We start from the raw sequence: 4,629 nt of genomic DNA, 5'->3' as shown, positions 1-4,629 counted from the left end.
TTGCCTGGCGGCTTTAGCGCGGTGGTCCCACCTGACCCCATGCCGAACTCAGAAGTGAAACGCCGTAGCGCCGATGGTAGTGTGGGGTCTCCCCATGTGAGAGTAGGGAACTGCCAGGCATCAAATTTAGCGTGCTGATATGGCTCAGTTGGTAGAGCGCACCCTTGGTAAGGGTGAGGTCCCCAGTTCGACTCTGGGTATCAGCACCACTTTATACTTAGGTTAAAGTTCGGCAAGAAGTAAAAGAATTTGTCTGGCGGCTTTAGCGCGGTGGTCCCACCTGACCCCATGCCGAACTCAGAAGTGAAACGCCGTAGCGCCGATGGTAGTGTGGGGTCTCCCCATGTGAGAGTAGGGAACTGCCAGACATCAAACAAGTAGAAAGGCCATCCGAAAGGATGGCCTTTTTGCGTTATGCCCTCAGCTAAACCAATTTACTTATCAGATATTCCAACGAGTGCCGTTAATACCTTACTGACGTATTAAAGCGTCTTAACCCAGCTATAAATGAATTCACGGAATGCATAATGCTTACTCGCAGCAGCGTTAAATCAATTCAGTGATTCAGACTGAGGTTGTATAGGTAAGGAAATAGGGCTATAAAAAAAACAGGATACTGAATCTAAAAATTATCTGATGATATCTGAGAGGGGAAATATACATCCCTTTGATTAGATAAAATAAAAGCGCGGCGATGGCCGCGCTTTTAAAAGTATTATTTAGTCAGGGCGACAATACCGAGAGTCAGGCCAGCTATTGCTGCGGCGCCACCGGCAATCGCACCTGCTGTTTCCCAGTTATCCTGGGTAGTCCCCTTCATACAGGTATTGGTGTGAACCAGTCGCCCCTGATCGTCGTATACCGGTACACAGGGAGAGTCGTGCGCGCAACCAGCAAGCAGCGCAGCGAGAAGTGCAACGGAAAGGAATCTTTTCATGATGTTACCTCAATATGATCGCTTATTCGCTTAAGAGCCGATGCGGCAATTTACGAATTGATGATTATTTTACCACCGCACTAATACCATACAGCACGGGGAATAATCTCAAATTGTGTGGATTGTAAAAATCATGGAGAAAAAAGAGGGGCGTTGATTATTTATGGAGGAAATGTGAAGAGATGTCTTTTTATTAGAATGCTGACAGGAAATCATAAAGGCACCAGAGGTGCCTTTATGATTTTCATTAATCCTTATGCTTTGTAAACCGTCTCCGGACAACAACGAAGAAAACAGGAACAAAGAAAATGGCCAGCAGAGTGGCTGACAGCATCCCGCCCATCACGCCCGTCCCGACAGCGTTTTGTGCCCCACTACCTGCGCCACTACTGATGACCAGAGGCATAACACCAAGGATAAATGCCAGAGAGGTCATCAGGATAGGGCGCAGACGCATACGTGAGGCTTCCAGCGTGGCTTCAATAATCCCTTTGCCTTCTTTATCCATAAGATCCTTGGCGAACTCAACGATCAGTATGGCGTTTTTGGCTGATAAACCAATTGTCGTAAGCAGACCAACCTGGAAGTAAACGTCATTGTTCAGCCCACGTATTGATGCAGCCAGAAGCGCGCCGATCACCCCCAGGGGCACAACCAGCATGACCGAGAATGGAATTGACCAGCTTTCATAGAGAGCCGCCAGACACAGGAACACCACAATCAGTGAAATGGCATACAGTGCTGGAGCCTGATTTCCGGAAAGACGTTCCTGATAAGACATCCCCGTCCAGTCGTAGCCAATTCCGGAAGGCAGTTTCGACGCAAGGCTTTCCATCATCTCCATTGCCTCACCGGTACTTTTGCCTGGCGCAGACTCACCGAGGATCTCCATTGATGGCATCCCATTGTAACGTTCCAGACGAGGTGAGCCGTACACCCAGTGAGAGCTGCTAAAGGCAGAGAAAGGCACCATTTCGCCGTTAGCACTACGCACATACAGGTCGTTAATATCTCCTGGTAACATACGGAAGCGAGCATCAGCCTGGACATAAACTTTTTTCACGCGTCCATGATCGATAAAGTCGTTCACATAAGTACCACCCAATGCTGTTGAGATGGTCTGATTGACATCAGATATGCTCACACCCAGCGCCTGGGCCTTCTCCTGGTCGACATCCAGTTTGTACTGTGGCGTATCTTCCAGTCCGTTAGGACGCACGCGGACCAGTAAGTCAGGATGTTCCCTTACCATGCCAAGCAGTTGGTTACGTGCCTGCGTGAGCTGCGTATGTCCCAGGTTTGCCTGGTCAATCAGTTCAAAGTCAAAGCCTGTTGCGGTACCCAGTTCAATAATGGCAGGGAGGTTAAACGGAAATACAAGACCATCTTTGATCTGGCTAAACGCTTTCGTTGCGCGGCTGACAATCGCCTCAACGCCGTTTTCCTTGCCCGGGCGTTCTTCCCATGGCTTCAGGCTGACGAAAGCGATACCGGAGTTCTGCCCCTGCCCGCTAAAGCTAAATCCGTTTACGGTAAAGACCGATTCAACGTTCGCTTTCTCTTTCGTCAGATAATAGTCCTGAACCTGATCGAGTACCTGCTGGGTACGCATCTGCGTCGCCCCTGCCGGCAGCTGAACCATCGTCATAAACACCCCCTGATCCTCTTCCGGCAGGAAGGAGGAAGGCAGGCGCAGGAACAGTACTGCCATGCCGCCGACGATGATGACGTAAACCAGCAGATAGCGTCCGGTCTTACGTAAAATGCCGCTCACGCTGTTGCTGTAGTGCTCCACGCTCTTATCAAAAAGCGCGTTAAACCAGCCGAAGAATCCACCTTTCTTTTCATGATGGTCGCTGGAAACCGGTTTGAGCAGCGTTGCACATAAAGCAGGCGTTAATATCAACGCCACCAGCACCGATAAGGCCATCGCGGAGACAATGGTCAGCGAGAACTGGCGATAGATAGCCCCGGTTGAACCTCCAAAAAATGCCATCGGAATAAACACCGCTGAAAGCACCATGGCAATGCCCACCAGAGCGCCCTGGATTTGCTCCATCGACTTCTGGGTCGCCTCTTTTGGCGGCAGCTTGTCCTCAACCATGACGCGTTCTACGTTCTCAACCACCACGATGGCATCATCGACGAGCAAACCTATCGCCAATACCATCCCGAACATCGTCAGGGTGTTAATGGAGAAACCAAACGCAGCCAGTACCGCAAAGGTACCCAGTAGCACCACGGGCACGGCAATAGTCGGAATAAGGGTTGCCCGCAGGTTTTGCAGGAACAAGTACATCACCAGGAACACGAGAACGATCGCTTCAAACAGCGTCTTCACCACTTCATGGATTGAGATCTTCACGAAAGGTGTGGTGTCGTACGGATAAACGACTTTCAGGCCCTGAGGGAAGAAGGGCTGCAACTGCGCCAGTTTACTCTTAATGGCGGCAGCGGTATCCAGCGCGTTTGCGCCAGTCGCCAGCTTGATCCCGAGCCCCGTTGCTGCCTGGCCATTGATTTTGGTGACCATGTTGTAGTTTTCGCCACCCAGCTCAATGCGGGCCACATCTTTCAGGTGGACCATTGAACCGTCCTGGTTCACCTTCAGCGTCACACGGCCAAACTCCTCCGGCGATTTCAGGCGCGTTTGAGCAATAATTGAGGCGTTCAGTTGCTGCCCTGGTACGGACGGCGTACCTCCCAACTGGCCCGCAGCAATCTGGTCGTTCTGCGTTTTCAGTTGGTTAATGACATCCAACGGCGTGAGCTGATATTTATTCATCGCGTTGCTGTCCAGCCAGATGCGCATTGCATACTGCGCACCGAACAGCTGCACATCACCGACGCCGGAAGTACGGCTGATCGCATCTTTTACGTTAGAAGCGACATAGTCGGAGATATCATCCTGAGTGAGGTTTTTATTATCCGACACAAATCCCGCGACCAGCAGGAAGCTGCTGCTGGATTTTTCCACGCCGATCCCCTGTTGCTGTACTTCTTGCGGTAGCAGCGGCATAGCGAGCTGGAGTTTGTTCTGAACCTGCACCTGCGCGATATCAGGATCCGTACCCGACTCGAACGTCAGGGTGATGGTGACGTTACCGGCAGAATCACTGGTGGACGACATGTACATCAGATTGTCGATTCCGTTCATGTTCTGTTCGATAACCTGCGTCACGGTATCCTGGACCGTCTGGGCATCAGCGCCAGGGTAGGTCGCTGTCACCGCAACTGCTGGCGGCGCAATGGTTGGATATTGCGCCACCGGCAGTTTTAAAATGGCCAGCCCGCCCGCAATCATCAGAATGATGGAGAGCACCCAGGCGAAAACAGGCCGTTGAATAAAGAAATTAGCCATCTCGTTATCCCTTAACTGGCTGGAGTCGCGGCGGTATCAGGAATAGCCACGGCGGTGACGCCAGGGCGAACTTTTTGCAGGCCGCTGATAATGACGCGGTCGCCATTTTTCAGACCTTCCGTGATCAACCACCGATCGCCAATCGCCTGCGGTGCAACGACAGTGCGAGATTCCACCTGGTTTTTATCGTTTACCACAAGCACGGTTGCATCACCGCGAGGTGTACGGGTTACCCCCTGCTGGGGAACAAGGATGGCATCAGGCTGTGTGCCTTCGTCAATGCGTGCACGGACAAACATACCCGGTAACAGCATATGCTGAGGGTTAGGGA

The 4,629-nt window shown here is 51.5% G+C and carries 3 protein-coding genes, 1 tRNA gene and 2 rRNA genes; 3 read left to right on the top strand and 3 right to left on the bottom strand.

Translation table 11 applies throughout. The features are described 5' to 3' along the window. Positions 1-3 precede the first annotated feature (3 nt). The 3 genes from rrf (HP459_RS21560) (at position 4) to rrf (HP459_RS21550) (ending at position 368) form a co-directional block, all read left to right on the top strand. A 5S ribosomal RNA gene (gene rrf / locus HP459_RS21560) occupies positions 4-119 on the top strand. 14 nt (positions 120-133) lie between these two features. Then, positions 134-209 (top strand) — tRNA-Thr (locus HP459_RS21555). A gap of 43 nt (positions 210-252) precedes the next feature. Continuing rightward, a 5S ribosomal RNA gene (gene rrf, locus HP459_RS21550) occupies positions 253-368 on the top strand. Between the two features lie 347 nt (positions 369-715). On the opposite strand, the gene HP459_RS21545 is transcribed toward rrf (HP459_RS21550), so the two are convergent. The 3 genes from HP459_RS21545 to HP459_RS21535 form a co-directional block, all read right to left on the bottom strand. Further along, positions 716-937, bottom strand: a complete 222-nt coding sequence (locus tag HP459_RS21545) for a lipoprotein (RefSeq protein WP_003860364.1) — start codon at positions 935-937, stop codon at positions 716-718. A 247-nt stretch (positions 938-1,184) separates the two neighbouring features. Further along, on the bottom strand, positions 1,185-4,298 hold the full coding sequence (locus tag HP459_RS21540) for an efflux RND transporter permease subunit (protein WP_022649576.1): 3,114 nt from the start codon (positions 4,296-4,298) through the stop codon (positions 1,185-1,187). 11 nt (positions 4,299-4,309) lie between these two features. Then, a partial coding sequence (locus HP459_RS21535; RefSeq protein WP_171936812.1) for an HlyD family secretion protein occupies positions 4,310-4,629 on the bottom strand: 320 nt, incomplete at its 5' end.

The organism is Enterobacter sp. CM29 (assembly GCF_013179605.1).
GTDB lineage: Bacteria > Pseudomonadota > Gammaproteobacteria > Enterobacterales > Enterobacteriaceae > Enterobacter > Enterobacter intestinihominis.
This window is presented reverse-complemented; position numbering and strand designations above follow the sequence as displayed.